This is a genomic window from Pseudomonas sp. PL-6, from assembly GCF_054110165.1.
In genome coordinates, this window is record NZ_CM134189.1 from 1,490,155 (window position 1) to 1,514,344 (window position 24,190).

25 protein-coding genes and 2 riboswitches are annotated in these 24,190 nt (G+C 67.6%); of the genes, 9 read left to right on the forward strand and 16 right to left on the reverse strand.

What is annotated here, in order from left to right:
* Positions 1–96: 96 nt before the first annotated feature.
* The gene (locus ACW9UL_RS06850) at positions 97–1,137 is read left to right on the forward strand and encodes an isopenicillin N synthase family dioxygenase (protein ID WP_457789698.1); all 1,041 of its coding nucleotides are present in this window, start codon (positions 97–99) and stop codon (positions 1,135–1,137) included.
* Positions 1,134–2,066: a hypothetical protein gene (locus ACW9UL_RS06855; protein ID WP_457789700.1), complete on the forward strand. Its 933-nt coding sequence runs from the start codon at positions 1,134–1,136 to the stop codon at positions 2,064–2,066. The genes ACW9UL_RS06850 and ACW9UL_RS06855 overlap by 4 nt, the downstream gene beginning before the upstream one ends.
* Before the next feature lie 85 nt (positions 2,067–2,151).
* On the opposite strand, the gene ACW9UL_RS06860 is transcribed toward ACW9UL_RS06855, so the two are convergent.
* The 3 genes from ACW9UL_RS06860 to ACW9UL_RS06870 all read right to left on the reverse strand — a co-directional run bounded on the left by ACW9UL_RS06860 (position 2,152) and on the right by ACW9UL_RS06870 (position 5,356).
* Positions 2,152–2,967 carry an ABC transporter ATP-binding protein gene (locus ACW9UL_RS06860; protein ID WP_457789702.1) on the reverse strand — a complete coding sequence of 272 codons (816 nt, stop codon included), beginning with the start codon at positions 2,965–2,967 and terminating at the stop codon, positions 2,152–2,154.
* A gap of 41 nt (positions 2,968–3,008) precedes the next feature.
* Positions 3,009–3,824: an ABC transporter permease gene (locus tag ACW9UL_RS06865; RefSeq protein WP_457789704.1), complete on the reverse strand. Its 816-nt coding sequence runs from the start codon at positions 3,822–3,824 to the stop codon at positions 3,009–3,011.
* Between the two features lie 185 nt (positions 3,825–4,009).
* Positions 4,010–4,110: riboswitch (guanidine-I (ykkC/yxkD leader) on the reverse strand.
* Between the two features lie 184 nt (positions 4,111–4,294).
* Positions 4,295–5,356, reverse strand: a complete 1,062-nt coding sequence (locus ACW9UL_RS06870) for a putative urea ABC transporter substrate-binding protein (RefSeq protein WP_457789706.1) — start codon at positions 5,354–5,356, stop codon at positions 4,295–4,297.
* A 54-nt stretch (positions 5,357–5,410) separates the two neighbouring features.
* Positions 5,411–5,530: riboswitch (guanidine-I (ykkC/yxkD leader) on the reverse strand.
* Positions 5,531–5,736: 206 nt separating this feature from the next.
* On the opposite strand from ACW9UL_RS06870, the gene ACW9UL_RS06875 reads away from it, so the two are divergent.
* From ACW9UL_RS06875 to ACW9UL_RS06885, 3 genes are all read left to right on the forward strand, one after another.
* Positions 5,737–5,916: a hypothetical protein gene (locus ACW9UL_RS06875; protein WP_031302854.1), complete on the forward strand. Its 180-nt coding sequence runs from the start codon at positions 5,737–5,739 to the stop codon at positions 5,914–5,916.
* Positions 5,916–6,071 (forward strand): hypothetical protein, encoded by a 156-nt coding sequence (locus ACW9UL_RS06880; RefSeq protein ID WP_021442965.1) that lies wholly within the window; start codon positions 5,916–5,918, stop codon positions 6,069–6,071. The genes ACW9UL_RS06875 and ACW9UL_RS06880 overlap by 1 nt, the downstream gene beginning before the upstream one ends.
* Before the next feature lie 79 nt (positions 6,072–6,150).
* The gene (locus ACW9UL_RS06885) at positions 6,151–6,636 is read left to right on the forward strand and encodes a hypothetical protein (protein ID WP_457789709.1); all 486 of its coding nucleotides are present in this window, start codon (positions 6,151–6,153) and stop codon (positions 6,634–6,636) included.
* 6 nt (positions 6,637–6,642) lie between these two features.
* On the opposite strand, the gene ACW9UL_RS06890 is transcribed toward ACW9UL_RS06885, so the two are convergent.
* A complete protein-coding gene (locus ACW9UL_RS06890) occupies positions 6,643–7,554 on the reverse strand; it encodes a LysR family transcriptional regulator (RefSeq protein WP_457789711.1) in 912 nt (303 codons plus the stop codon).
* Positions 7,555–7,651: 97 nt separating this feature from the next.
* Here ACW9UL_RS06890 and ACW9UL_RS06895 point away from each other — a divergent pair, with 97 nt between their 5' ends.
* Both ACW9UL_RS06895 and ACW9UL_RS06900 read left to right on the forward strand, forming a co-directional pair.
* Positions 7,652–9,439: an alkyl/aryl-sulfatase gene (locus ACW9UL_RS06895; RefSeq protein ID WP_457789713.1), complete on the forward strand. Its 1,788-nt coding sequence runs from the start codon at positions 7,652–7,654 to the stop codon at positions 9,437–9,439.
* Between the two features lie 80 nt (positions 9,440–9,519).
* Positions 9,520–9,765, forward strand: coding sequence for a DUF1145 domain-containing protein (locus ACW9UL_RS06900; protein ID WP_457789715.1), 246 nt, complete (start codon positions 9,520–9,522; stop codon positions 9,763–9,765).
* Positions 9,766–9,919: 154 nt separating this feature from the next.
* Here ACW9UL_RS06900 and mmsB read toward each other — a convergent pair whose 3' ends face one another.
* The 6 genes from mmsB to ACW9UL_RS06930 form a co-directional block, all read right to left on the reverse strand.
* Positions 9,920–10,804, reverse strand: a complete 885-nt coding sequence (mmsB, locus tag ACW9UL_RS06905; protein WP_397498208.1) for a 3-hydroxyisobutyrate dehydrogenase — start codon at positions 10,802–10,804, stop codon at positions 9,920–9,922.
* A gap of 42 nt (positions 10,805–10,846) precedes the next feature.
* A complete protein-coding gene (gene dspII / locus ACW9UL_RS06910) occupies positions 10,847–11,950 on the reverse strand; it encodes an enoyl-CoA hydratase/isomerase DspII (protein ID WP_397498207.1) in 1,104 nt (367 codons plus the stop codon).
* An 88-nt stretch (positions 11,951–12,038) separates the two neighbouring features.
* A complete protein-coding gene (locus tag ACW9UL_RS06915) occupies positions 12,039–12,857 on the reverse strand; it encodes an enoyl-CoA hydratase (RefSeq protein ID WP_457789718.1) in 819 nt (272 codons plus the stop codon).
* Positions 12,858–12,911: 54 nt separating this feature from the next.
* On the reverse strand, positions 12,912–14,075 hold the full coding sequence (locus ACW9UL_RS06920; protein WP_021444474.1) for an acyl-CoA dehydrogenase family protein: 1,164 nt from the start codon (positions 14,073–14,075) through the stop codon (positions 12,912–12,914).
* 6 nt (positions 14,076–14,081) lie between these two features.
* Positions 14,082–15,329 (reverse strand): substrate-binding protein, encoded by a 1,248-nt coding sequence (locus ACW9UL_RS06925; protein ID WP_457789720.1) that lies wholly within the window; start codon positions 15,327–15,329, stop codon positions 14,082–14,084.
* A gap of 97 nt (positions 15,330–15,426) precedes the next feature.
* Positions 15,427–16,923, reverse strand: a complete 1,497-nt coding sequence (locus tag ACW9UL_RS06930) for a CoA-acylating methylmalonate-semialdehyde dehydrogenase (protein ID WP_397498205.1) — start codon at positions 16,921–16,923, stop codon at positions 15,427–15,429.
* A 126-nt stretch (positions 16,924–17,049) separates the two neighbouring features.
* Between ACW9UL_RS06930 and ACW9UL_RS06935 the strand changes: the two genes are divergently transcribed.
* The gene (locus ACW9UL_RS06935; RefSeq protein ID WP_397498204.1) at positions 17,050–17,931 is read left to right on the forward strand and encodes an AraC family transcriptional regulator; all 882 of its coding nucleotides are present in this window, start codon (positions 17,050–17,052) and stop codon (positions 17,929–17,931) included.
* A gap of 116 nt (positions 17,932–18,047) precedes the next feature.
* On the opposite strand, the gene ACW9UL_RS06940 is transcribed toward ACW9UL_RS06935, so the two are convergent.
* Positions 18,048–18,461, reverse strand: a complete 414-nt coding sequence (locus ACW9UL_RS06940; RefSeq protein ID WP_021443718.1) for a PaaI family thioesterase — start codon at positions 18,459–18,461, stop codon at positions 18,048–18,050.
* A gap of 182 nt (positions 18,462–18,643) precedes the next feature.
* Between ACW9UL_RS06940 and ung the strand changes: the two genes are divergently transcribed.
* The gene (ung, locus tag ACW9UL_RS06945; RefSeq protein WP_021443717.1) at positions 18,644–19,333 is read left to right on the forward strand and encodes a uracil-DNA glycosylase; all 690 of its coding nucleotides are present in this window, start codon (positions 18,644–18,646) and stop codon (positions 19,331–19,333) included.
* 83 nt (positions 19,334–19,416) lie between these two features.
* Here the strand turns inward: ung and ACW9UL_RS06950 are convergent, their stop codons facing one another.
* The 5 genes from ACW9UL_RS06950 to livH form a co-directional block, all read right to left on the reverse strand.
* Entirely contained in the window at positions 19,417–20,283 is an 867-nt protein-coding gene (locus ACW9UL_RS06950; protein ID WP_457789723.1) for a DUF6279 family lipoprotein, read from the reverse strand.
* A gap of 202 nt (positions 20,284–20,485) precedes the next feature.
* Complete coding sequence (locus ACW9UL_RS06955; RefSeq protein WP_457789724.1) at positions 20,486–21,187, reverse strand: ABC transporter ATP-binding protein; 702 nt, start codon at positions 21,185–21,187, stop codon at positions 20,486–20,488.
* A gap of 2 nt (positions 21,188–21,189) precedes the next feature.
* Entirely contained in the window at positions 21,190–21,957 is a 768-nt protein-coding gene (gene livG / locus ACW9UL_RS06960) for a high-affinity branched-chain amino acid ABC transporter ATP-binding protein LivG (RefSeq protein ID WP_021442916.1), read from the reverse strand.
* On the reverse strand, positions 21,954–23,210 hold the full coding sequence (locus ACW9UL_RS06965) for a high-affinity branched-chain amino acid ABC transporter permease LivM (RefSeq protein WP_021442917.1): 1,257 nt from the start codon (positions 23,208–23,210) through the stop codon (positions 21,954–21,956). Before ACW9UL_RS06965 ends, livG begins: the two co-directional genes overlap by 4 nt.
* Before the next feature lie 11 nt (positions 23,211–23,221).
* On the reverse strand, positions 23,222–24,145 hold the full coding sequence (gene livH, locus ACW9UL_RS06970; RefSeq protein ID WP_021442918.1) for a high-affinity branched-chain amino acid ABC transporter permease LivH: 924 nt from the start codon (positions 24,143–24,145) through the stop codon (positions 23,222–23,224).
* Positions 24,146–24,190 lie beyond the last annotated feature (45 nt).

Genomic DNA, 24,190 nt, shown 5'->3' on the forward strand with positions numbered 1-24,190 from the left:
CCTGTTGCAGGGGCGGCCTTGCTGCCGCCCTCGGGACGACCCGACCCGCTGCTCGTCTGGACGACCAGGTAACTCACTTGTTCAAGGGAGATTGCCATGGCGCATACCCATTTCACTTCGATTCCCCTGATCGACGTCTCGGGCTTGTATTGCGAGCATCTTGCCGAGCGCCAGCGCGTTGCCGACGAGCTGGGCCGTGCCGCGTGCGAGGTCGGCTTTCTGCAGATCACCGGGCATGGCATTACGCGTGATCTGCGCGACGGGTTGATCCAGCAGGCGCGCAGTTTCTTCGCCCGCCCGCTGGAGGAGAAGATGCGCTTCTATATTGGCCAGTCGAGCAACCACAGCGGCTACGTGCCGGAAGGCGAGGAGCAGTTCGTCGGCGGCAGCAAGGATCTGAAAGAGGCCTACGACGTCAATTACGACTACACCGAGGCGGCCCAGGTCTATCCGCTGCTGGGGCCGACGCAGTGGCCGGACTCGGCGGACTTCAAGCGCGAGGTCGGCGCCTACTACCGCGCGGCGCTGGCACTGGGCGACACGCTGTTCCGTGGCTTCGCCCTGGCGCTGGGGCTGGCCGAGGACACCTTCGCCGACATCACCCGACACCCCACCAGCCAGTTGCGCATGATCCATTACCCGCTCGACCCGGACCCTGTGGCTGACCGTCCCGGTATCGGCGCGCACACCGACTACGAGTGTTTCACCATCCTGTTGCCCACCGCCGAAGGCTTGCAGGTGCTCAACGGCGACGGGCAGTGGATCGACGTGCCGCTGGTGGAGGACGCCTTCGTGATCAATATCGGCGACATGCTCGAGGTGCTCAGCAACGGCCATTTCGTCGCCACCTCGCACCGCGTGCGCAAGGTCAGCGAGGAGCGCTTCGCCTTCCCGCTGTTCTGCGCCTGCGACTACCCGACGCGCATCGCCCCGATTGCCGGCCTGCCGGCGCGCGGTGAGCGGGTGTACGCGCCGGTGAGTTGCGGCGACCACCTGTTCGCGCAGACGGCGCAGACCTTCCGTTACCTGCGCGAGCGGCTGGAGAACGGCTCGCTGCAATTGCCGGATGGCGCGACAGGCCTGTCCAGCTTCGGCCCCTCCAGTGTCGGCGCGGCCCGCCGGGAGGTGACGGCATGAACCTGCTGGAACTGGCGGCACGTTACCCACAACGCGCCGAAGGTGGTGTGCCGGACTGGATGCTCGGGCACTTTCGTCGGCGCAGCATCAGCTTCGCCGATGGCCGCAGCGATGAGCGCACCCAGGTGCACTGGCTGCAGAGCCGCAGCTTCACCATCGACCTGCGCCTACCGGATGGGCCGCCATTGTCGGGGCGTGCCTGGCAGGACTACGACGCCGCCGAGTTGCGCCAGCTCGCCAACCACGAAGGCTGGTTGGCCGAGAGCGTCTGGGAGAACGGTTACCTGAGCTGGCACGGCGGGGTGTCCCTGCAACTGCACAACCGCTGGCCGGAACCGGCGCAGTTGCAGCGCATCGGCAACTGCATGATCGAGTTCGGCACCAGCGGCGCCTATGTCGAGGACTGGCGTTTGCAGGCCAGCGGCGGGCCGTTGATCGGCCTGCGCCTGCTGGAGGAGTGCGATGCCGAAAGCGGCGAGGTGCTGCAACGCGGCGGCGGCCTGATTCTCTGCGGCGAGCAGCTTGGCTGGGTGCAGGGTCGGGTCAAGGAGCCTGGTGAATCAGCGCTGCAACTGCGCGAGCGGGTCGAGCTGGCGCGCGGGGATGGTGAGGCCCTGGCCGCGCTGTTCGACTGCGAGACCTCGCTGGCCTATGCCGATCAGCAGGGGCGGTATCGGGTGGCGCTGTCCACCCAGCCGGCACGGGTCGGGCAGAGCGTCTCGCTGGAGGGCTTCGAGCTGCCGGCGGCCGGGCGTGTGTGCCAGCACCTGCAAAGGCCGGATGGCCGTGCGGTGGTACGCACCTTCCTTATCGATACGCTGGAGCCGGATTGGCGCGCCGCTCTCGCCACGCCGAGTACCGACGAGGCGCAGCGCTGGTTTGCCGCGGAGAGTGAAACGCTGTCGAGGTATCTGGAAGTGTTGAGCTGACCTGCGACTCGTTTTGTAGGAGCCCACTTGCGGGCGATCAGCACAAGCTACAGCGGATCGCCCGCAAGCGGGCTCCTACAGATGGTTAGCCTGCCGCGATGCGCTCGGCCAGCTCGCTGGGCAACTGCGCCTGAGCCCGGCGTGCCGCGTTCAGCGGGATGTCGTAGGTGATGCGCGCGCCATAGGCGTTGGGCGCCTGCGGGTCGTGGCGCACCTTGTCGAACACCAGCAGGCGGGTGCCGAGGCTGAAGCCTTCGGACAGGTCGTGGGTGACCATGAACACGGTCAGGCGGGTCTCCTGCCACAGTTCCAGCAGCAGCGCGTGCATGTCCTTGCGGATGCCGGGGTCGAGGGCGCCGAACGGCTCGTCGAGCAGCAGCATGCGCGGTTGCATCACCAGCGCCTGGGCGATGGCCAGGCGTTGCTGCATGCCGCCGGAAAGCGCGCTGGGATACTTGTTCAGGGCATGGCCGAGGCCGACCTTGGTGAGGATTTCCGCGGCGCGCTCGCGGGCCTCGCGCTTGGCCGCGCCGAACAGCCGGCCCAGCAAAGGCGAGCGCGGCAGCTCCAGGCCCAGGGCGACGTTGTCCAGCACTCTCAGGTGGGGGAATACCGAGTAGCGCTGGAACACCACGCCACGGCTCGGGTCGGGCTCGTTGGGCAGCGGCTGGCCGCCCAGCAGCAGCTCGCCGCGGCTCGGGCGTTCCTGGCCGAGCAGCATGCGCAGAAAGGTGGATTTGCCACAGCCGGAGGCGCCGACCAGGGTGCAGAACTCACCCTCGTCGACCTTCAGATTGAGGCGTTCGAGCACGACCAGGTCGCCGTATTCCTGCCACAGGTTGCGCGCCTCGATAAAAGCGGTTTTCGACTGGCTGGCGTTGGCAGCGCTGGATGGGTTCATGGCAGGTTCACTTAGCGGGACGATGTGTTGGCTGAACAGGGTCATACCTTGCCTCCTTCATGCCAGGGGAAGCACAGGCGCAGCACCTGGCGCAGGCCCAGATCCATGAGCCAGGCCAGCAGGGTTATCCACACGACGTAGGGCAGGATCACGTCCATGGCCATGTAGCGACGCACCAGGAAGATGCGGTAACCGAGGCCGTCGGTCGAGGCGATGGCCTCGGCGGCGATCAGAAACAGCCAGGCCGAGCCGAGCATCAGGCGCAGCGAGATCAGCAGGCGCGGCAGCAGTTGCGGCAGCACCAGGCGCAGGATCAGCGTCCAGGTGTTGGCGCCGAGGGTCTGCGCCTTGATCAGCAGCTCGCCGGGAATCTCGCGGGCGCGCTGTTCGATGTCGCGGGCGATGCAGGGGGTGATGCCGATGACGATCAGCATCACCTTGGACAGCTCGCCCAGGCCGAAGACGATAAACAGGATCGGCAGGATGGCCAGCGGCGGAATCATCGACAGCACGGTGAGCAGCGGCGATAGCGGTGCGCCGAACAGCGGCACGCTGCCGGCGGCGATACCCAGCACCAGGCCCAGCAGCGCGGCGATGCCAAGGCCCAGGCCCAGGCGTTGCAGGCTGGAGGCGGTGTCCTGCCAGAACAGGTACTGGCCGCTGCGTTTGTCTTCGCTGAAGGCCAGGCGGTCGACGGCGTCGATCATCTGGCTGGCGCTGGGCAGCAGCTTGTCGTTGGGGTTCTCGGCCAGGCGGGTGGCCGAGGCGCTGAAGTAGACGAACAGCAGCAGGGCGAAGGGCAGCAGGATCAGCAGCAGGCGGCCGCTGCGATCCGGGTGGCGGTTGATCAGGCGCATGGATAGTCCTCGTCGGGCCTGGAACGAAATGCGTGCGCAGCTAGCAAGCGCAAGAGCGCGCTGGTTTCGGGCCTTTGGGGTGGGCGGCTGGTTGCCGCCGATGCGAGTGGGGCGTACCCATGATGAACCTCCAGTTTGACAGGGGCGGGCAGGAGTTCGCGGCGGTTCCCCACGGATGGGGCGCGTTCTCCCGGGCTTTTGTCCCGCCGTGTAACCTCGCTGGAGGTCGCTAGCTCTCGGACCAGTCGCTCGCTCGTGGCGAGCCGGAACCCTAGCCGGCTATTGGCAAATTGTGGTGCCGCGATCCCGGCGAACCGGGTTGTTCCTGCACGAGCTGTTCTTAGCGAACATCGTGCCATGCGTCGCGAACCGCAGCAGGCGGCGCTCCCTTCGGCGGCGCCGGGTCTGCGGTGCGCCGTGCTGGTGCGTGGTGAGGGCGGCGTGCTGCCTGCTGGGGCGTCAGGACGGTGTCAGAGCTTGCCGTCAGCGGCCAGCTGCATGTAGTCGTGGTTGAAACGCAGCAGGATGCGTTGAGCGTTGCCCAGGGTCTGCTCGCCGCTGAAGGCGATGCCCAGGTTGCTCAGGCCCTGGCCGCTCTGGCCTAGCAGGCCGTGCGCATCGGCGAAATGGGCGATGCGCTGCATCAGGTCCGGCAATTTGCCGGTCTGGGCGAAGTTCAGCGCATAGCGCGGGGCGTAGAAGGAACGCAGGGTGTTCAACTGGGCCTCGAAGTCCTCGGCGCTGGTGTGCGCGGCGGCCGCCATCTTCGCCCTGGCCTCACGCCCGGCGGCGGTGGGCAGGCCGAGCAGACGCTGGGTTTCGAACCAGGCGCCGGTCAGTGCCCGGCCGAATTCCGGGTGTTGCGCCAGGGTCTGGCTGTCGACCACGGTCAGGTCGAGGATCTCGCCGGGAATCAGGTTGGAGGTGAACACCTGGCTGACCTCGGCCTTGCGTTTGATCTCGGCTAGGATCGGGTTCCAGGTGATCACCGCATCGCCCTGGCCGGCGAGGAAGGTGTCGGCGATTTCGGTATCGGAAACGTGCTGGATGGTTACGTCGCTTTCCTTCAGCAGCGCCCATTCCAGTGCGCGGCTGAGCAGGTAATGGGACACCGAGTTCTCCACCAGCAGCACGGTCTTGCCCTTGAGATCCTGAATACGCTTGCCGCTGCCACGCAGCAGCAGGCCATCGGCACCGTTGGAGAAGTCGCCGATGATCAGCGCGGTGCTGTCCTTGCTGGCTGCGGCGGGAATGGTCAGGGCGTCCATATTGGTCATGGTGCAGGCGTCGAACTGGCCGGCGGTGTACTGCTCGATGGAGCCGACGTAATCCGGCACTTCCTGCACCTGGATATCGATGCCGTACTTTTCCGCCCATTTCTTCACGATGCCCTGTTCGGCGGCGTAGCCCCAGGGCATCCAGCCGGCGAAGATCGACCAGCACAGCTTGAAGGTCCTGGGCGCGGCCTCGGCGGCGGGAGCGGTCAGCAGGGCGGTGCAGAGCAGGGCGGTAAGCAGGGTACGCAATGACATGGTGACCTCGGCGGCAGGGAACGGAGGCGGGAAGGCGGGCAGCCGTGCTGCGCGTTCTCCCGGGCTTTTATCCCGCCGTGTAACCCCGCGGCTTCCCGCCGCTGCATGAGGTCGCCCACTCTCGGACCAGCCACCCGCCTGGTGGGGCGGGCCGGAACCCTAGTCGGCCATTGTCTGCACGCAGCGCTGTTCGCCTTCCCGCTGCGGCGCCTTGCCAAGCGAGGAGCGTGCCAGCGGCCATGGCGGGCCTGTGATGGCCGTCACTCGGCTGCACGGAACGTGATCCAGTGCAGATTGTCGAACGAGCATGCTGATAGAGCTGTGCCCGCTGCGGTGGCCGGGCGTCTAGCAGATACGGGAAATTCGAGGAGTATTCCAACATGCGTGGTTTGACTGTGATGGTATTGGCGTTGCTGCTGGGCGGCTGCAGTTTCAGTGCCCCGGGTGTACATGCCCGGGTCGGCGATCCCGATGTGATTCATGTCGACCTGGGTGGCCGCGGTTACCACGGCGGCGGTCACTTCTGCCCGCCGGGGCACCGGATGAAGGGGAGCTGCTGATGAAAACCTTCGGCGCGTTGCTGCTGGCGATCAGCCTGGCGTTCGGTCTGTCCGGCTGCAGCCTGAGGCTGCCGGGTATCGGCATCGATATCGGCGATGTCGGCGGCGGTCCTCCCCACTGCCCGCCGGGGCAGGCCAAGAAAGGTCGTTGCTGATCCAGTCCCGGGCCTCGCGGCCCGGCCTCTTCCCTCGGGGGCGCGGTGCGCGTCCCCCGCTTCCCCTGCGGAGGCTTCCATGTCCTACAGAACCCTGCTTGCGGCCCTGCTGTTCATCCCGCTCAGCGGCTGCGCCGTGTATGGTGACGGCTACGACTACGACCGCGGCTACCGCGATCATCATCACTCGCACCACTATTACAACGGCTACCGCCGCGATTACTCGCCGCCGGTCTACGTCACGCCGCGGTACTACTATTACGACGACCGCCGCCACGACCGCCATCGCCACGATTCCAAACGCTACGTGCCGGCACCGCCGCCGCGCCAGCATGGTTTCTACCAGCGCGATCACAAGCGCCACGACGGTTACTCGCGCCACGACGGCCGCCGCGACGATGGCCGCCGTCACGATGGTCGGCAGCATCACAAGCAGTATCAGAGCGCGCCTTCCGGCAAACGCTGGGAAGGCAATCGCCACCAGCAGGTGCAGCAGCGCTACTCCCGCGACGACCGTCACTCGCGCGGCGAGCAGCAACGCGGCGGTGACTGGCGGCGCAACTAGCGGCGTTCAGCGCCGTGGCGGCAGCGGCTGGCGATCCACCCGGCGAATTTCCTCCACCAGCGCCTGCGCCGCCGGCGACAGGCTGTGCCCGGCACGGCTGACCAGGCCGTAGGCCGACTGCTGCTGCAGGCTCGCCGGGGCCAGCGGCAGCAGGCTCAGTTGGCCGGCCGCCACTTCCTCGGCGATCACGTCCCAGGGCGCCATGCTCAGCACCTCGCTGTCGGCCACCAGGCGCTTGAGCACCAGAAAGTTGTCGCACTGCACGCTCAAGGGTTGCGGCCGGCCGCTGGCCGCGCCGAGGCTGCGCTCTACCGCCTGCGGCAACTGGGTGCCGGCCAGGGGGAAGTCGAGCAGGTCGGCCAGGCGCAGCTCGCGGCGTTGTAGCAGCGGATGGCCGGGGCGGCAGAACAGCACGCCGGCATGCGCCTGTAGCGCCTCGATCTGCAGTTGCGGGTCATCCTGCAGTTCGCGCACATCGGCGACGAACAGTTCGACGCCGGCCTCCAGCAGCCGCTCGCGCAGCTCCAGCCAGTTGCCGATCTCCAGTCTCACCTGTACCCGCGGATAGCGTTGCAGCAGCCTGCCCACCGCCTGCGGCACCAGCCGTGCGGCCGGGTAGGGGCCGGCGCCCAGACGCAGTTCGCCGGCCTCCAGGTTGTCCAGCTGGCTGACCGCGTTGCTCAGCGCCTGGCTGCCGGCCAGCAGGCGGCGGGCGTGTTCCAGCACCAGCTGGCCGTGGGCGGTGAGGCTGATGCCGCGGCTGTGGCGATCCACCAGGCTGCAGCCAAGCTGCGCCTCCAGGGCCTGGATGCTGCGGCTCAGTGCCGGCTGGCTGAGGTGCACGGCCTCGGCGGCGCGGGCGAAGTGGCCGTGTTCGGCGAGGGCGACGAAGTGACGGAGCTGGCGTAGGTCGTTCATGCGCTGCCTGCATTGGTTCGTGGATTCAAATGCATTGGAATTATCAGGCGGCCTTTGCCAACCTGCCAGCACTTCAACAACAAGACGTCCTATCGCCATGAGCACCTTCTCTCGCCTTGGCGGCCTGCTGCTGGCCGCCGCCTTGCCCCTGAACGCGCAGGCCGAACTGCCGGCCGAGCGCATCGAGCCGAGCATCCACGCCGAGCTGGCGGCGCACACCCAGCACTTCGCCCAGCAGGTCTACCGCGTCGCCGACAACGTCTACTCGGCCGTCGGCTGGCAGCTGGGCAACGTGGTGATGATCGAGGCGCCCGAGGGGCTGATCATCGTCGACACCGGCGAGTCGGTCGGCGAGTCGCGCAAGATCATGGCCGAGTTCCGCAAGCTCACGGACAAGCCGGTCAAGGCGGTGGTCTACACCCACTTCCACCCGGACCATATCAACGGCGTGCAGGCCTTCGTCAGCCGCGAGCAGGTGGAACGCGGCGAGGTGCAGATCTACGCCCACGCAAGCCTGCTGGAGAACGTGGTGGCGCAGGGCGCGCTGGTCGGGCCGATTCTCGGCGTGCGCTCGGCCTACAGCTTCGGCTCCTTCCTGCCGGCGAGCGACCTGGAGGGCATGAACGCCGGCATCGGCCCGCTGGCCAAGCCCGAGCCGTCGTCCTTTATCGCGCCGACCGTGACCTTCGCCGAGCGCCTGGACACCCGCATCGCCGGCCTCGACGTGCAGCTGCTGCACGTGCCCAGCGAGGCGCCGGACGAGATCACCCTGTACCTGCCGGACAACCGCGTGCTGATCAGCGCCGAGGTGGAGCAGGGGCCGACCCTGCCGAACATCCATACCCTGCGCGGTACCAAGTTCCGCGACCCGGTGCAGTGGGTCGCCAGCCTGGACAAGCTGCGCGAATACCAGGCCGAGCACATGGTGCCGCTGCACGGCCGCCCGGTCAGCGGCCAGGAGCGGGTCGAGGAGGTGCTGCGCATGACCCGCGACGGCATCGCCTATATCCACGATCAGAGCGTGCGCTGGATGAACAAGGGCCTGACCCCGGACGAGCTGGTGGAGAAGGTCAAGCTGCCGCCGCACCTGGCCGGCTACACGCCCTACCTGCGCGAGTACTACGGCACGGTCAAGCACAGCGTGCGGCAGATCTACAACGGCTACCTGGGCTGGTTCCAGGGCGACCCGGTGGCGCTCGACCCGACCCCGCCTCGGCAGCAGGCCGAGCGGCTGATCGCCCTGGCCGGTGGCCGGGAAAAGCTGCTGCTGGAGGCCGGCAACGCCTACCTCAAGGGCGACTACCAGTGGGCCGCCGAGCTGGCCGGCTACGCCATCCGCGTCGACCGCGAGGATCGACTGGCACGCGAGATCAAGGCGCGCAGCCTGCGCAAGCTGGGTTACGCCAGCATGAACATCAACTGGCGCAACTGGTACCTGATGAGTGCCATGGAGCTGGAAGGCAAGCTCGACGGTGAGGCCATCCGCCAGCGCTCGCAGGAGATGCGCAAGGTCCTCCTCTCCCCGGACATGGTGCGCAGCTTCACCCCGCAGGCCTTCCTGCAGAACTGGGTGACGCGCATCGACCCGGAGCAGGCCGGCGACCTCGAACTGACCCTGGGCTTTCGCTTCCCGGACGTGAACGAGGAGTGGGCGCTGGAAGTGCGTCGCGGCGTGGCCCAGTTGCACCGGGGCATTCCCGAAGGCACCGAGCTGCGGCTGAGCATGGACAAGCGCTTTATGGAAACCCTGCTGACCGGCGAAGGCGGCCTGGTCAAGGGCGCGCTGCTGGGCGACGTGCAGGTCGAGGGCAACCTGCTGGAGATCCGCCGCTTCCTCGCCTGCTTCGACTTCGCCGACGAGTCCTTCGGCCTGACCCTGCGCTGAGCGCCGTTCCAGCCGAAAGAGCGGCGGCAGCGCCGGGTCGGCCCGGCACACTGCGGCGATCGCCCAACCGGAGGATCGCGATGAAACTGCTGTCGTTCGCCAAGGGCGCCCTGGCCATGTTCTGGCTGGTGGCGCTGCTCAACCTGCTCTACCCCTTCGCCGCGCCGCTGGGCGGCTGGGTCAACTGGACCGCGCTGGCGCTGTTGCTGGCCCATCTAGGCGAGCTGCTGCTGTTTCGCGCGCGCCTGCACGGCCGGCCGGGGCTGTGGCGGCAGCGCCTGCAGGTGCTGCTGTTCGGCCTGCTGCATCTGCAGACGCTGCGCTGAATGCCGTTGGCCCGGAGGCAATCCGGGGCGGTCGCCGCGCTTTATCCCGGATTGCATCCGGGCCAAGACTGCACGGCGTACTCGCGCTTTCGTAGGAGCCGGCTTGCCGCGATCCGCTTCAAGGCATCGCCAGCAAGCTGGCGCCTACGGACCGCTACTCCACGAACAACTGCTGCACCACTGAAAAATCCTGCTTGCCCTTGCCCTGCTTGAGCAGCAGGCGGTACAGCTGAAGCGCCAGGGCGCCCATCGGCGTGCTGTTGCCGCTGTGGCTGGCGGTTTCCTGGGCCAGGCCCAGGTCCTTGGCCATCAGTTCGGCCATAAAACCGCCGCTGTAGCCCTTGGAGGCCGGGGCGTTCTCCATCACCCCGGGCCAGGGGTTGTACTTTTCCAGCGTCCAGTTGCCGCCGGAGCTCTGCCGCATGATCTCGGCCAGGGTCGCCGGCTCCAGGCCGTTGGCCACGCCCAGGGCCATGGCCTCGGCGGTGGCGATCATCTGCACCGCCAGCACCTGGTTGTTGCACACCTTGGCCACCTGGCCGGCACCGTCCGGGCCGGCGTGAAAGATGTTCTTGCCCATGGCGGCGAGGATCGGCCGCGCCTTGTCCAGGGCGTTGGCCTCGCCGCCGACCATAAAGGTCAGGGTGGCGGCCGCGGCGCCGGCGGTGCCGCCGGACACCGGCGCATCGAGCAGGGCGACGCCGCGCTCACGGGCGGCGGCATGCACCTTGCGCGCCGACTCCGGGGCGATGGTCGAGCATTCCAGCACCAGGGTGCCGGCCGGCAGTTGCGCCAGCAGGCCGGCGTCGCCCAGGTACAGGCCTTCGACATGGCGGCTGGCCGGCAGCATGCTGATCACCACCTTGGCCTGGTCGACCGCCTCGGCGGCGCTGTCCGCCGCCAGGGCGCCTTCGCCAGCCAGTTCGTCCACGGCGCTGCGCACCAGGTCGAAGACCTTGAGCGGGTAGCCGGCCTTGAGCAGGTTGCGGGCCATGGGCAGGCCCATATGGCCGAGGCCGATAAAGGCGATCTGGGTCATGGTTTGGGTTCTCCTTGTGCTGATGCCTCGGGGAGCGAAGGTTTACAGATCCGCCAACGGATGCGCGCCGTCCCAGGCCGGGGCGAAGTGCGCCTCGATCACCGCCGGCGGGATGGCCGCCACGTCCGGCCAGTGCCAGCGCGGCGTCTGGTCCTTGTCGATCAGGCGGGCGCGCACGCCCTCGGCAAACTCCGGGTGGCGGCAGCAGTTCAGGCTCATGGCGTACTCCATGCGGAACACCTCGGCCAGCGACAGGTGACGGGCGCGGCGGATCTGCTCCCAGACCAGGTGCGCGGTCAGCGGGCAGCCGCCGGCCAGGGTCTTGGCCGCACGGGCCAGCAGCAGGTCGGCGTCGCCGTGCAGGCCGGCGATGGCCTGTACCGCGGCCGGCAGGTCGGCCACGTCGAGCAGCGCGTCGAGACGTTCGCGGCGCGGCAGCCACTGCGCCTGCGGCAGCTCGCCGCGCGCCTCGCGTTCCAGCGCGCGCAGCAGGCTGTGCAGCTGCTGCGCGGCGTGCTCCCGCCAGTTGAGTTGCACCAGGCCTTCGATCAGCGCGTCCTGCTGCTCGTCGCGGAGGAAACGGTCGGCCAGGTTCAGGTCCAGCGCGTCGCGGGCGTTGATGCTGGCGGCGCTGAGACCGAGAAACAGGCCGAGCCTGCCCGGCAGGCGGGCGAGGAACCAGCTGCCGCCGACGTCCGGGTACAGGCCGATATTGATTTCCGGCATGCCCAGGCGGCTGCTGGGGGTGACGATGCGGATCGCCGCGCCCTGCATCAGGCCCATGCCGCCGCCCAGCACGTGGCCGTGGGCCCAGCAGATCAGCGGCTTGGGATAGCTGTGGATGCGGTGGTCGAGGCGGTATTCGTCGGCGAAGAAGCGCCGCGCCAGCGGCGGCACCTCGCCAGGGTGTTCGCGGCACTGCTGCACCAGCTGCACCACGTCGCCGCCGGCGCAGAAGGCCTTGGGCCCGTTGCCGCGCAGCAGCACGCAGGCGATTTCGGGATCGATGGCCCAGGCCTTCAGGCGCGCGTCCAGCGCCTCGATCATCGGCAGCGACAGGGCGTTGAGGCTCTTCTCGGCATCCAGGCTGGCGATGCCGATGCGGTAGCCATGCAGGCTGGGGCGTTCTTCGAAGTGCAGGTTCATACAGGTTTCCAGCTTGGGGCGGGGCGGTTCTGGTGGATGTAAGAAGCGACATCCACCCTACGGGCCTGGCCGATTACGGTGCCACGAATCATTTGTTGCGCCACTGCGGGTCGCGCTTCTCGAGGAAGGCATTGACCCCTTCGCGGGTGTCGTCGGCGTCGAACAGGTCGACGAAGCGCTCGCGTTCCTCCGCCAGCCAGGTGTTCGGGCCGCGCTCGCGCGCGCCCTGGATCAGCGGCTTGATGGTGCGCACCGCCACCGGACTCTGTCGCGCCACCTTGGCCGCCAGCAGCAGGGCATGACCACGGGCCTCGCCGCTATCGACCAGCTGTTCCACTAGGCCGATGCGCAGGGCGGTCTCGGCGTCGATACGTTCGCCGCAGAGGATCATGCGCTTGGCCCAGCCTTCGCCCACCAGCCAGGCCAGCGCCTGGGTGCCGCCGGCGCAGGGCAGCAGGCCCACCGCGGCCTCGGGCAGGGCCATCTGCGCTTGGCGTTCGGCGATGCGGATATCGCAGGCCAGCGCGCATTCCAGGCCGCCGCCCATGGCGTAGCCGTTGATCGCGGCGATGGACACCCCGCGAAAATCGCGCAGGGTCTCGAAGGCCTCGCCGAAGCGCCGCGCCATCTCGCGGGCGCGCGCCTTGTCGCCGTCGGCGAACATGTTCAGGTCGGCGCCGGCGGAAAAGAACTTCGGCCCCTGGCCGGTCACCACCAGGGCGTAGATGTCGTCGTCGCGGTTGAGGTGCTCGACCAGCTGCTTGAGGCCGATCAGCGAGTCGCGGTCCCAGGTGTTGGCCGGCGGGTGGTTGATGGTGATCAGCGCGGTGTGGCCGTGCTTTTCCACGGTGAGCTTGTGGGTCAGGTCGAAGATGCCGGGCTTGTAGGCTTCGATGGCGGTGCTCATAAGGGTCCTCTTAAATGATGTTCCCCTCTCCCTTGTGGAGAGGGGATAAAGCGGTCACAGCAGGCGATCGAGCATGCCGCCCTGCTGCAGCAGGCGGCGGGCGACGATCACCCGCATGATCTCGTTGGTGCCTTCCAGTATCTGGTGCACGCGGCTGTCGCGCACCCAGCGCTCCAGCGGATAGTCGCTCAGGTAACCGTAGCCGCCGTGCAGCTGCAGCGCCTCGTTGCAGATGGCGAAACACTGGTCGGTGGCGAAGCGCTTGGCCATGGCGCAGTACAGGCTGGCCTCGGCGTGGTGCCGGTCCAGCTTGTCCGCGGCCAGGCGCACCATCTGCCGGCTGGCGGTCAGCTCGGTGAGCATATCGGCCAGCTTGAACTGCAGCGCCTGGAATTCGGCCAGTGGCTTGCCGAACTGCTTGCGCTCCTCCACGTAGTGCAGGCTCTGCTGCAACGCCGCCTGGGCCGCGCCGAGCGAGCAGCTGGCGATGTTCAGGCGGCCGCCGTCCAGGCCCTGCATGGCGTAGACGAAGCCCTGGCCCTCCGGGCCGATGCGGTTGCCGGCGGGAATGCGCACGCCGTCGAAGGCGATGGTGCGGGTCGGCTGGGCGCGCCAGCCCATCTTGTCCTCGTTGCGCCCGTAGCGGATGCCGGCGGCGTCGGCCGGCACCAGGAAGCAGGAGATGCCCTTGGCGCCGTCCTCGCCGGTGCGCGCCATGACGATCAGCACATCGGTCGATCCCGCGCCGGAGATAAAGCACTTGCTGCCGTCGAGCAGGTAATCGTCGCCATCGCGCCGCGCGCGGGTGCGCAGGTGGGCGGCGTCGGAGCCGGCGTCCGGCTCGGTCAGGCAGTAGGAGGCGAGCAGGCGGCCGTCGATCAGCCCGGGCAGGTACTGCGCCTTCAGGGCGTCGTCGGCGAAGCTCGCCAACATCCACGAGGCCATATTGTGGATGGTCAGGTAGGCGGTGGTGGCCACGCAGCCGGCGGCCAGCTGTTCGAAGATCAGCGAACTGGACAGCCTCGACAGGCCCAGGCCGCCGTCCTCCTCCTTGAGGTACAGGGCCAGGTAACCCTGTTCGGCGGCGCGGCGGATCACCGGCAGCGGAAAGTGGTGGTCGCGGTCCCAGTCGCCGGCGTGCGGCGCCAGCTCCCGCGCGGCGAAGGCGCGGGCGCTGTCGGTGAGCAGGCGTTGTTCGTCACTGAGTTCGAAGTCCATGGCGCCTCATTGCAATGTCAAAGGTTGGCCGCCGGCGCGGCGCTCGGCCTGCCACTGCGCCAGATTGGGCAGCGCGGTGTCGGCGTCGAGGCGGTCGACGATTTCGAAGTAGTCCTGCTTGAGCGGGTCCTTGAGCACCTCGTCGCGCGGCTTGACCCGCACCGCGTAGACCGTCTGCAGGTTCTGGTGGTCGAAGGCGCGCCACTGCTGTTCGTCCTTCAGCAGGCTGTAGCGGTGGCCTTCCAGCGCCTTGATCAGCGCCTCGCTATCCAGGCTATTGGCACGCTTGGCGGCATCGGCCCACTGCTGGACGATGCTGTAGGCCGAGGCGGCGGAACTCGAGGGGTACATCTGGTAGCGCGCCTTGAAGGCGGCGACGAAGGCTTCGCCGCGGGCGGATTTCTCCAGCGCCGGCACGCGCCAGGTCCAGGGTTCGGTGCCGATCACGCCCTGCATCAGGTCCGGGCCGGCCTGCTCGACCATGCTCTGGGTCAGGTTCGGCGCGATGACCTGCATGCGCTCGGTCAGGCCCAGGTCCTTGGCGATGCGCATGGCGCGCACCAGGTCCTCGCCGAACAGCACCAGGGCGAGGATCTTGGCATCGCTCGAGGCGGCCTGGGTCAGGGCATCCTGGTAGTCGGCCAGGCGTGCGCCGGGGAAGGGCACGCGCACGCCGGCGTGCTGGCCGGCGTCGTCGCTGGCGGTGGCCTGGCGCAGCGAGGCCTCGGTGGTGTGGCCCCAGGTGTAGTCGGAGGTGACGTAGAAGTAGCGCTTGTCCGGCAGGTGCTTGCTCAGGTACTGGCCGAGCACCTGGGCGCTCATCCAGGCGTTGTTGCACTCGCGGAACATGTAGCGGTGGCCGTCCTTGCCGGTGGTGTCGTTGGAATAGGTGAGGGTGCCGAAGTACAGCAGGCCGTGTTCGCGGGCGCGCTTGCCGGCGGCGATGGCCACCGCGCTGGAGGAGCCGCCGAACAGCATGGCGGCGCCCTCGGCGGCCAGCTTGTCGACGTTCTTCACCGCCTTGGCCGGACGCGAGGCGGTGTCCTTGCTGGACAGGCGCAAGGGGCGGCCCAGCACGCCGCCTGCGGCGTTGAGCTCGTCGATGGCCAGCAGGGCTCCACGCATCTGCGCCAATCCCTCCTCCTTGTATGGGCCGGTGCGCGGGTAGTTGAGTCCCAGGGTGATGGGCTCGGCGGCCTGCGCACAGGCGGTGATCCCGGCCCACAGGGCCAGGGTGGCAGTCAGGTGGCGCATTGCAGTTCTCCTTGTTGTTGTGCTGCAGGAGACTGTTTTACGCCGCTCGTCCAGTTGCAGTGATCGTCTATTGGTCTAACAGAGGCCTACTCCGTTCTCATTTCAATTGAATGGTCATGTTGGGGCCGTCGCCGAGCGGTGTGTCGTCGAACCAGCGGCTGGTGACCGTCTTGGTCTCGCTGTAGAAGCGCACCGCCTGCTTGCCGTAGGCGTGCAGGTCGCCATAGAAGGAGCCCTTCCAGCCGGTGAAGGAGAAGAACGGCAGTGGCACCGGGATCGGCACGTTGATGCCCACCTGGCCGACTTCCACCGCGTGCTGGTAATGGCGCGCGGCGCCGCCGGAGCGGGTGAAGATGCTGGTGCCGTTGCCGTAGGGGCTGGCGTTTACCAACTCGATGGCCTCTTCCAGGGTCGCGACCTCCAGGCACACCAGCACCGGGCCGAAGATTTCCTCGCGGTAGATGGACATTTTCGGTGTCACCTTGCGAAACAGCGTCGGCCCCAGCCAGTTGCCCTCGGGGTAGCCCTCGACGCTGCACTGCGAACCGTCCAGCAGGCACTCGGCGCCCTCGGCCTTGCCCTCGGCGATCAGGCGCAGCACGCGCTGGCGCGCCTGCTGGCTGATCAGCGGGCCGAACGCGGCGCCGCTGTCGCGCCAGTGGCCGGGACGCAGCTCGGCCATCTGTGCGGCCAGCTCGGGAATCCACTGCCGCGACTCGCCGACGAACACCGCCACACTGATCGCCATGCAGCGCTGGCCGGCGGCGCCGCAACTGGCGCCGACCAGGTTGCTGATGACCTGATCCTTGGGCGCGTCGGGCATGATCACCATATGGTTCTTGGCCCCGGCGAAGGCCTGCACCCGCTTCAGGTGCTGGGTGCCGGTGCGGTAGATATGCTGGCCCACCGGCACCGAGCCGACGAAGGAAATCGCGCGCACGTCCGGGTGCACCAGCAGCGCGTCGACCTGCTCGCGCCCGCCGTGCAGCAGCTGCAGTACCCCGGGCGGCGCGCCGGCCTCGAGGAACAGCTCGGCCAGGCGGTTGGGGGTCATCGGGTCCTGCTCGGAGGGCTTGAGGATGAAGGTATTGCCGCAGGCGATGGCCAGCGGGAACATCCACAGCGGGATCATCGCCGGGAAGTTGAACGGGGTGATGCCGACGCACACGCCCAGCGGCTGGATCCAGCTGGCGGTGTCGATCTCGCGGGCGACGTTCTCCACCGTCTCGCCCATCATCAGACTGGCCACGTTGGCGGCGTGTTCGGCCACCTCGATGCCGCGCCAGACATCGCCCTTGGCATCGGCGAAGGTCTTGCCGGTCTCCTGCGCGAGAATCTCGGCCAGCTCGTCGTGGTGCTCCTTGAGCAGGTGCTGGTAGCGCAGCATCAGCCGCGCCCGTTCCGGCACCGGCACCTCGCGCCAGGTGAGGAAGGCGGCCTTGGCGCTGGCCACGGCGGCCTCGATCTCCGCATGGGTGGCCTTGGGCGCCAGCGCCAGCACCTGCTGGGTGGCCGGGTCGGTGACCTCGATCAGTTCGCGGGCCTGGCTCGCGAGCCACTGGCCGTCGATCAGCTGGGGCAGGGTACGGGGCATGGTCGGCCTCCTGTTGTTCTTCTGTGCTCTCTTTATAGTCAGTGTCCGGCCGCTTGTGGATTGACGATCTTGGCCTTTGGATGGACGATCTTGGCATTGCCATCCCCCAGCGAGGCGGGCGCGCCGATGACCGCACGAGTGGAAACCTCCAGCTGGCCGCTGCCCGCCAACGGCCAGCGCTTCATCACCCCGCCGCGCCTGCGTCGCCTGCTGGCCCGTCAGCCGCTGAGCTGCGGCTGCTACCCGCTGGCGCTGGGGTTCTACCCGGAAGCGGCCGGGCACCTGATGCAGCGCAGTCAGCCGGAGGATCACCTGCTGATCTACTGCCGCGCCGGGCGCGGCTGGCTGGAGACGGCGGATGGACGATTCGAGGTCGGCGGCGGCGATCTGCTGCTGCTGCCCAAGGGCCTCGCCCACCGCTACGGCGCCGACGCCGCACGGCCCTGGACGCTGTACTGGGTGCATTTCGACGGCAGCCTGGCCGAGGACTTCCTGCGTCTGCTGGGGCCGCGTCGGGTGCGCCGCATCGGCGTGCAGCCGCGCCTGCTGGCGGATTTCGAGGCGTTACTGGGCTTGCAGCGCCAGGGCCTCAACCCGGTGCCCTTCATCCACGCCGCCCATCAGCTGCAGGCGCTGCTCAGCTCCCTGGCGGTGCTGCCGGCGCGGGCCAACCTCAAATCCGGGCGGGTGCTGGACGTCGACGCGGTGCAGGCGGTGATGCGCAGCCACCTGCATGGCAGCCTCAACCTCGACGAGCTGGCGGCGCAGTTCAAGCTGTCGCGCTTCCACTTCGCCAAGACCTACCGTGCCCTGACCGGCCACGCGCCGATCCAGGATTTCATCCAGCTGAAGATGGCCCAGGCCTGCCGCCTGCTCGACCAGGGCGACGCCGAGGTGCGGCAGATCGCCGAGCAACTGGGCTACGACGATCCCTATTACTTCTCGCGGCTATTTCGCAAGGTGGTGGGCATGGCGCCCAGTCATTACCGGGCCTTGCACCAGGGCTAGGGCGGCATCCGCCGGTAGGTTGGTGCTGAGTGTAGCGAAGCCCAACAGTCCTCGACATGACCCGTTGGGCTTCGGCGCTGCGCACCTCAACCCAACCTACGGCTGCTGAATCCGCGCTACACCCGGGCGATGGTCGCCAGGCCGGTGGCCACCAGCTTCTCCTGGCCATCCTTCAAGGCGAACACGTCGGCGCGGCAGACCGCCTGGCGCTGTCCGGCCTTGAGCACTTCGGCCCGGCACAGCAAGCGCTCGCCGATGGCCGGGGCGAGCAGGTTGAGCTTGTATTCGCTGGTGACCACGTCGCCGACCAGCGAGGCGGCGGCCCAGGCGCAGCCGCTGTCGACCATGAAACCGACCACCGCACCGTGCAGATAGCCGTGGTGCTGGCACAGGTCGGGGCGGCTGCGCACCTGCAGGCTGACCTTGCCGGGTTCGAAGTCGAGCAGCTCGGCGCCGAGCAACTGGGCGAATGTGGAGTGGGCCAGCGCCTGTTCCAGGCGTTCGCGGCTGATAGCGGTCGCGGTGTTCATGTTGCGCTGCTCCTCGAGATATCGCCTTTGAGTCTTGGCCGGCGAGGGCGGCGTGGCAACGCGCATCCAGCGGCGTGATGGGCAGGCATCAGTCGGCGCCGCGTTATCCCGTGCCATGCCTTGACTTGCCCCCGTGCCTTGCCTAGCGTGCCGTTTTCGTTTTCAGCGCAGGAACACCCGGGATGACCGACGACCGCATCAAACTCGACGCCAGCTGGAAAGAGGCGCTGCGCGAGGAGTTCGACAAGCCCTACATGAGCGAGCTGCGCGAGTTCCTCCGTGCGGAGAAGGCGGCCGGCAAGGAGATCTACCCGCCGGGCCCGCTGATCTTCAATGCGCTCAACTCCACGCCGCTGGAGCGGGTCAAGGTGGTGATCATCGGCCAGGACCCCTACCACGGTCCCGGCCAGGCCCACGGCCTGTGCTTCTCGGTGCAGCCGGGGGTGCAGACGCCGCCGTCGCTGGTGAACATCTACAAGGAACTCAAGCGCGACCTGAACCTCGACATCCCCGCCCACGGCTACCTGCAGAGCTGGGCCGAGCAGGGCGTGCTGCTGCTCAACACCTCGCTGACCGTGGAGCGCGGCAACGCCGGCTCCCACGCGAACAAGGGCTGGCAACTGTTCACCGACCGGGTGATCGAGGTGGTCAGCCAGCAGCGGCCCAAGCTGGTGTTCCTGCTCTGGGGCAGTCATGCGCAGGGCAAGCAGCGCCTGATCGACCCGACCAAGCACCTGGTGCTGCGCTCGCCGCACCCCTCGCCGTTGTCGGCGCACCGCGGCTTTATCGGCAATGGCCACTTCAGTCGCTGCAACCAGTTCCTCGTGCAAAACGGCATGACCCCCATCGACTGGCGGTTGCCGGCGCTCTAGTCGGGATCGCGGCGCGCAGGCTGCGCCGTGCGCAGCGATGCCGCTATCTTGCTGTGCGCGGCGCTCCCTGCGGGAGCCGCCCATCAACGAACGACAACGGCTTCGCCGGCCTGACACTGCTGCTTCGCCAGGTCGGCGTGCAGGCCGTTCAGGCGCTGCCGCAGGCGGCTGAGCTGGGGCTCGTCGGCCTGGGCGAGCAGGTCGGCGAACAGGTCGACCAGCGCCCGGCGACTGGTCGCATAGCTGGCCTGGTAGGCCTGGGTATGGAAGCGCTCGCGCTGTTGCAGCAGCGCGCGCATGCGCGCCTCGAACGCCTCGCCGCGGCGCACCTCGAGGGTTTCGCGCAGCGCCTGTTGCCAGGCCAGGCGGTTGTCCAGCCAGACCCGGTTCTGCGCCCCCAGACTGGCGGCCCAGGCCTCGACGCGGGCGCTCTGCGTGGCGCTCAAGTTGCCGAACCAGGGCCGCAGGCGCTGGTTCATGCGCTCGGCGCGTTGGGCGATCTGCTGCGGCAGCGGCGGTTCGACAAACTCTTCGCGCAGCTTGGCGTTCTGCTCGTCCAGCGCCTCGAACAGCTGCTCGACCTGGCGCGGGCTCAGGCCGCGCAGCAGCTGCACGCTGCTCGGGGTGATTTCCACGGCGATGCGCTGCAGGGCCTGGTCGAAGGCCTGCAGTTGCGCAGCCAGCGCCTCGCTGTCGGGGGCGTCCAGCAGCGCCTGGTTGGCCTCCAGCCAGTCGAGGTAGCGCGGCAGCTCGACGCGGCAATGCCAGGCCAGGTGCTGCTGCACTTGCGGCTTGAGCCAGGCGCGCTGCTGCTCGTCGAGCGCCAGGTAGTCGTCCAGCTTCCAGGGGATCAGCCAGTCCAGATTGCGGTAGGCCAGGTCGACCCGGCTGCAGGCGCCGAGCAGCAGGGCCAAGGCCAACAGCAGAAGCAGGGGCTTGCGCAGCGACATGAGCGTGCTCTCTCGAGGGCGGAGAGCTTGAGCCTAATGCCAGACGGGCAGGGCGCAAGAGGGCGGAAATATCCGCTTAAGAGTTCAGCGTTTTCTCGGGGGTGTCGCGCCCCGGGCATTCGTCGCCCGCGTTGCGGCGCAGGGCGCTCCCTACAGAATAAAAAACCGCCCCGAAGGGCGGTTCCGCTAGCATCGGCCGGGTTCAGCCGCCGAGGTAGGCGTCGCGTACCTTGGGATCGCTGAGCAGGTCGCTGCCGCTACCCTGCATGACGATATGGCCGTTCTCCAGCACATAGCCACGGTCGGCCAGCTTCAGCGCCTGGTTGGCGTTCTGCTCGACCAGGAAGATGGTCACGCCGTCTTTGCGCAGCTGTTCGATGATGTCGAAGATCTGCTGGATGATGATCGGCGCCAGACCCAGCGACGGTTCGTCGAGCAGCAGCAACTTGGGCTTGCTCATCAGCGCACGGCCGATGGCGAGCATCTGCTGCTCGCCGCCGCTCATGGTGCCGGCGCGCTGGGCGAAGCGTTCCTGCAGGCGCGGGAACAGTTGCAGGACCTTGTCCAGCTGCTCCTGGTTGTCGCCCTTGCTGCCGAAGAAGCCGCCCATGGCCAGGTTTTCCTCGACGGTCAGGCGGGCGAACACGCGGCGGCCTTCCGGCACCACCGCGATGCTCTTGCGCATGACGTCCGGCGTGTCCATGCCGACCAGCTCCTCGCCCATGTAGCGGATGCTGCCGCTGGTGGCGCGCGGGCTGCCGCACAGGGTCATCAGCAGGGTCGACTTGCCGGCGCCGTTGGCGCCGATCAGGGTGACGATCTCGCCTTTCTGTACCTCGATGCTGACCTCGTGCAGGGCCTGGATCTTGCCGTAGAAGGTGGAGACCTTGTTGAAACTGAGCATGGTTAGGCTTCCCCCAGGTAGGCTTTGATCACGTCCGGATTGTTGCGGATCTGCTCCGGCGTACCGTCGGCCAGGGGGGTGCCCTGGTTGATCACGTAGATGTGGTCGGAAATGCTCATCACCAGCTTCATGTCGTGCTCGATCAGCAGCACGGTGACGCCGTGCTCGTCGCGCAGCACGCCGATCAGTTGCTTGAGGTCCTCGGTTTCGCGCGGGTTGAGACCGGCGGCCGGCTCGTCGAGCATCAGCAGGCGCGGGCGGGTCATCATGCAGCGGGCGATTTCCAGGCGGCGCTGCTGACCGTAGGCCAGGGTGCCGGCCGGGCGGTTGGCGAACTCGGTGAGGTTGACCCGCTCCAGCCAGTGCGCGGCGAAGTCCATCGCCTCTCGCTCGCTCTTGCGGAACGCCGGGGTCTTGAACAGGCCGGACAGGTAGTTGGTGTTGAGGTGGCGATGCTGCGCCACTAGCAGGTTCTCTACCGCGGTCATGTCCTTGAACAGACGCACGTTCTGGAAGGTGCGCACCACGCCCTTGCGCGCGATCTTGTGGCCCGGCAGGCCCTCGATCTGCTCGCCGTCGAGGCGGATGCTGCCGCCGGTGGGCTGGTAGAAACCGGTCAGGCAGTTGAACACCGTGGTCTTGCCGGCGCCGTTCGGGCCGATCATCGAGACCACCTGTTTTTCCTTGACGCTCAGGCCCACCTCGTTGACGGCCAGCAGGCCGCCGAAGCGCATGGTGAGGCCGCTTACTTCGAGAATCGCGCGGCTCATTGCTTCAACTCCAGGTGGGGACGCTGCATGGGCAACAGGCCCTGCGGACGCCAGATCATCATCAGCACCATCAGGGCGCCGAACATCAGCATGCGGTATTCGTTGAACTCCCGCGCCAGTTCCGGCAGCAGGATCATGACGATGGCCGCGAGGATGATCCCCAACTGCGAACCCATGCCGCCGAGCACCACGATGGCGAGGATGATCGCCGACTCGATGAAGGTGAACGACTCCGGCGACACCAGGCCCTGGCGCGCGGCGAAGAAGCTGCCGGCGAAACCGGCGAAGCTGGCGCCGATGGTGAAGGCCGAGAGCTTGATCACGGTGGGGTTCATGCCCAGCGCGCGGCAGGCGATCTCGTCCTCACGCAGCGCTTCCCAGGCGCGGCCGATCGGCATGCGCAGCAGACGGTTGATCACGAACAGGGTCAGCAGCACCAGCAGCAGGGCGATCAGGTAGAGGAAGATCACCTTGTTTACCGAGTTGTAGGCGATGCCGAAGTACTCGTGGAAGGTCTGCATGCCCTCGGCGGCGCGGCGGTCGAAGGACAGGCCGAACAGGGTCGGCTTGTCGATGCCGCTGATGCCGTTGGGGCCGCCGGTGAGCTCGGTCATGTTGCGCAGCAGCAGACGGATGATCTCGCCGAAGCCCAGGGTGACGATGGCCAGGTAGTCGCCGCGCAGGCGCAGCACCGGGAAGCCGAGGATGAAGCCGAAGAACGCCGCCATCAGGCCGGCGATCGGCAGGCACACCCAGAAGCCCAGGCCGTAGTAGTGCGACAGCAGCGCGTAGCTGTAGGCGCCGACGGCGTAGAAGCCGACGTAACCCAGGTCGAGCAGACCGGCCAGACCCACCACGATGTTCAGGCCGAGGCCGAGCATCACGTAGATCAGGATCAGCGTGGCGATGTCCACCGCGCCGCGCGAGCCGAAGAACGGCCAGGCCAGGGCGACCAGGATCAGGCCCATGATCGCCCAGCGCTGGGTCGAGGGCAGGGTGAGGAAGTTGCTCGCCTTGCTCGGCATGCTCGGCAGCTTGGGCGCGTGGGCCCAGGCGGCGCCGAGCTGGCTGCGGAACAGCTGCCAGAAGAACATGGCGATGGCGCAACCGGCGATGGTCCACAGCACGGCCGGGCTGGCGCCCTGCACCTGCAGCTTGATGCCGACGGTGGTCAGCTTCAGGCCGAGCACCGGGTAGGCCACGGCCAGCACCAGCAGGGCGCTGAAGAAGGCGGTCTTGAGGCGATTGCTCATGGAGGGCGCACTCATACTTTTTCAACCTCCGGACGGCCGAGGATGCCGGTCGGGCGGAACAGCAGCACCAGCACCAGCAGGCTGAAGGCCACCACATCCTTGTACTGGTCGCCGAAGATGTCGGCGCCGAAGGCTTCGGCCACGCCCAGTACCAGACCGCCGAGCACGGCGCCGGGGATGCTGCCGATGCCGCCGAGCACCGCGGCGGTGAACGCCTTGATCCCGGCGAGGAAGCCCAGGTGCGGGTTGATCACGCCGTACTGCATGCCCAGCAGCACCGCGGCCACGGCGGCCAGGGTGGCGCCGATGACGAAGGTCAGGGCGATGATGTTGTTGGTGTTGATGCCCAGCAGGTTGGCCATCTTCAGGTCTTCGGCGCAGGCGCGGCAGGCGCGGCCGAGGCGCGAGCGGGAGATGAACATGCTCAGGCCGACCATCACCACGAAGGTGACGACGAAGATCAGCACCTGCATGTAGGAGATGACCACGCCGTTCATGGCGCTTTCACCGAAGATGAAGTTGCCCGGCAGCAGGTTGGGAATGGCCTTGTCCTTGGAGTCCTGGGCCAGCAACACCTCGTTCTGCAGGAAGATCGACATGCCGATCGCGGAGATCAGCGGGATCAGGCGGTTGCCGCCGCGCAAGGGGCGGTAGGCCACCCGTTCGATGCTGTAGCCGTAGGCGCTGGCGACGATGATGCTGGCGGAGAACGCCGCGATCATCACGATGGGCAGGCTGTCGAGACCGAACATGGCGAGTCCGGCGATCACGATGAAGGCTACGTACGAGCCAATCATGTAAACCTCGCCATGGGCGAAGTTGATCATGCCGATGATGCCGTAGACCATGGTGTAGCCGATGGCGATCAGGGCATAGGTACTGCCAATGGTGAGTCCATTGATCAGCTGTTGAAGGTAGTGGTAAAGATCAGGCATTGCCTAACTCCTGGGCCCTGCGTAAAGCGGCGCTTGTGACGCAGC

Excerpts from the sequence above, each read along its gene's own strand:
- ACW9UL_RS06880 (WP_021442965.1), top strand. The coding sequence starts at position 5,916 with ATGAAAACCTTCGGCGCGTTGCTGCTGGCGATCAGCCTGGCGTTCGGT.
- livH (WP_021442918.1), bottom strand. The coding sequence starts at position 24,145 with ATGCCTGATCTTTACCACTACCTTCAACAGCTGATCAATGGACTCACC.
- ACW9UL_RS06890 (WP_457789711.1), bottom strand. The coding sequence starts at position 7,554 with ATGAACGACCTACGCCAGCTCCGTCACTTCGTCGCCCTCGCCGAACAC.
- ACW9UL_RS06950 (WP_457789723.1), bottom strand. The coding sequence starts at position 20,283 with ATGTCGCTGCGCAAGCCCCTGCTTCTGCTGTTGGCCTTGGCCCTGCTG.
- dspII (WP_397498207.1), bottom strand. The coding sequence starts at position 11,950 with ATGAACCTGCACTTCGAAGAACGCCCCAGCCTGCATGGCTACCGCATC.
- ACW9UL_RS06900 (WP_457789715.1), top strand. The coding sequence starts at position 9,520 with ATGAAACTGCTGTCGTTCGCCAAGGGCGCCCTGGCCATGTTCTGGCTG.
- ACW9UL_RS06875 (WP_031302854.1), top strand. The coding sequence starts at position 5,737 with ATGCGTGGTTTGACTGTGATGGTATTGGCGTTGCTGCTGGGCGGCTGC.
- mmsB (WP_397498208.1), bottom strand. The coding sequence starts at position 10,804 with ATGACCCAGATCGCCTTTATCGGCCTCGGCCATATGGGCCTGCCCATG.
- ACW9UL_RS06925 (WP_457789720.1), bottom strand. The coding sequence starts at position 15,329 with ATGCGCCACCTGACTGCCACCCTGGCCCTGTGGGCCGGGATCACCGCC.
- ACW9UL_RS06850 (WP_457789698.1), top strand. The coding sequence starts at position 97 with ATGGCGCATACCCATTTCACTTCGATTCCCCTGATCGACGTCTCGGGC.
- ung (WP_021443717.1), top strand. The coding sequence starts at position 18,644 with ATGACCGACGACCGCATCAAACTCGACGCCAGCTGGAAAGAGGCGCTG.
- ACW9UL_RS06955 (WP_457789724.1), bottom strand. The coding sequence starts at position 21,187 with ATGCTCAGTTTCAACAAGGTCTCCACCTTCTACGGCAAGATCCAGGCC.
- ACW9UL_RS06930 (WP_397498205.1), bottom strand. The coding sequence starts at position 16,923 with ATGCCCCGTACCCTGCCCCAGCTGATCGACGGCCAGTGGCTCGCGAGC.
- ACW9UL_RS06935 (WP_397498204.1), top strand. The coding sequence starts at position 17,050 with ATGACCGCACGAGTGGAAACCTCCAGCTGGCCGCTGCCCGCCAACGGC.
- ACW9UL_RS06895 (WP_457789713.1), top strand. The coding sequence starts at position 7,652 with ATGAGCACCTTCTCTCGCCTTGGCGGCCTGCTGCTGGCCGCCGCCTTG.
- ACW9UL_RS06865 (WP_457789704.1), bottom strand. The coding sequence starts at position 3,824 with ATGCGCCTGATCAACCGCCACCCGGATCGCAGCGGCCGCCTGCTGCTG.
- ACW9UL_RS06940 (WP_021443718.1), bottom strand. The coding sequence starts at position 18,461 with ATGAACACCGCGACCGCTATCAGCCGCGAACGCCTGGAACAGGCGCTG.
- ACW9UL_RS06870 (WP_457789706.1), bottom strand. The coding sequence starts at position 5,356 with ATGTCATTGCGTACCCTGCTTACCGCCCTGCTCTGCACCGCCCTGCTG.
- livG (WP_021442916.1), bottom strand. The coding sequence starts at position 21,957 with ATGAGCCGCGCGATTCTCGAAGTAAGCGGCCTCACCATGCGCTTCGGC.
- ACW9UL_RS06915 (WP_457789718.1), bottom strand. The coding sequence starts at position 12,857 with ATGAGCACCGCCATCGAAGCCTACAAGCCCGGCATCTTCGACCTGACC.
- ACW9UL_RS06885 (WP_457789709.1), top strand. The coding sequence starts at position 6,151 with ATGTCCTACAGAACCCTGCTTGCGGCCCTGCTGTTCATCCCGCTCAGC.
- ACW9UL_RS06965 (WP_021442917.1), bottom strand. The coding sequence starts at position 23,210 with ATGAGCAATCGCCTCAAGACCGCCTTCTTCAGCGCCCTGCTGGTGCTG.
- ACW9UL_RS06855 (WP_457789700.1), top strand. The coding sequence starts at position 1,134 with ATGAACCTGCTGGAACTGGCGGCACGTTACCCACAACGCGCCGAAGGT.
- ACW9UL_RS06860 (WP_457789702.1), bottom strand. The coding sequence starts at position 2,967 with ATGAACCCATCCAGCGCTGCCAACGCCAGCCAGTCGAAAACCGCTTTT.
- ACW9UL_RS06920 (WP_021444474.1), bottom strand. The coding sequence starts at position 14,075 with ATGGACTTCGAACTCAGTGACGAACAACGCCTGCTCACCGACAGCGCC.